The following is a 750-nucleotide window of genomic DNA, read 5'->3' on the forward strand; positions in this document are numbered from 1 at the left end:
GCTGTTCAGCTCTTCGCCGCCGATGTAGGGGAAGATCACCTCCCGGCAGGCCGGGTTGGCCGCGATCAGCCGCTCCATCTCGGCCAGCGGCGTTGCTTTAGGATCGTGATTATCAAAAATAAAGCCTTGTCCATACGTTTTCACACCTAAGAAGCTTTTTCCTGCATTTGGCACCAATGCTGCCGGGTCGTCGTGGCCGCCGCGGTGGAACAGGAAGGCCGTGATCTGCGCCGCCTCCCGCCCGTCGAGGCATTTCACCCCTTCGTACCGGCCTTTAACCAGATGCACTACGCTCACAATCACCGCCGCCTGCCCCGGCCACGGCACCCGCCGCCGCGCCGCGTAGATCGTGCCGCCGTGGGTGCAGATCCAGCGCAACCCGGTCGCGCGGGTGTCGCCTTGGGCGATGGTGTTGGTGGCGATCAAGCCTAGCGCGCCGCCGTCGCGCAACAGATCGAATGCCCGCCGGAAGAAGTGCGCCACGAGGTCGGCGTTGCCGTGGCTGTTCTCGTGGATAGTCAGCAGCCAGTCGAGATAACTTTGGCCAAAGTTGGACGAGATCTTGCTTCCCCCCAAAAACGGCGGGTTGCCGACGATCACGTCAAACCCGCCCCCCTCGCGCTGGAACACCTCCGGGAACTCGATCTCCCAGTGGAACGGCGCCAGCGCCAGCTCGCCGTGCCGCCGCGCCGCCAGCTCGTCGCGCAGCGCCGCCAGCCGCTCCTCGTCGAACACCGCCAGCGCGTACTC

At 65.1% G+C, this 750-nt stretch carries 1 protein-coding gene; it reads right to left on the minus strand.

Translation table 11 applies throughout. The annotated features are described in order from the left end of the window. Positions 1 to 750, minus strand: a 750-nt coding sequence (locus A6A03_RS20550; protein WP_216636330.1) for an Eco57I restriction-modification methylase domain-containing protein, incomplete at both ends; no start/stop codon positions are given.

This window comes from Chloroflexus islandicus (assembly GCF_001650695.1).
GTDB lineage: Bacteria > Chloroflexota > Chloroflexia > Chloroflexales > Chloroflexaceae > Chloroflexus > Chloroflexus islandicus.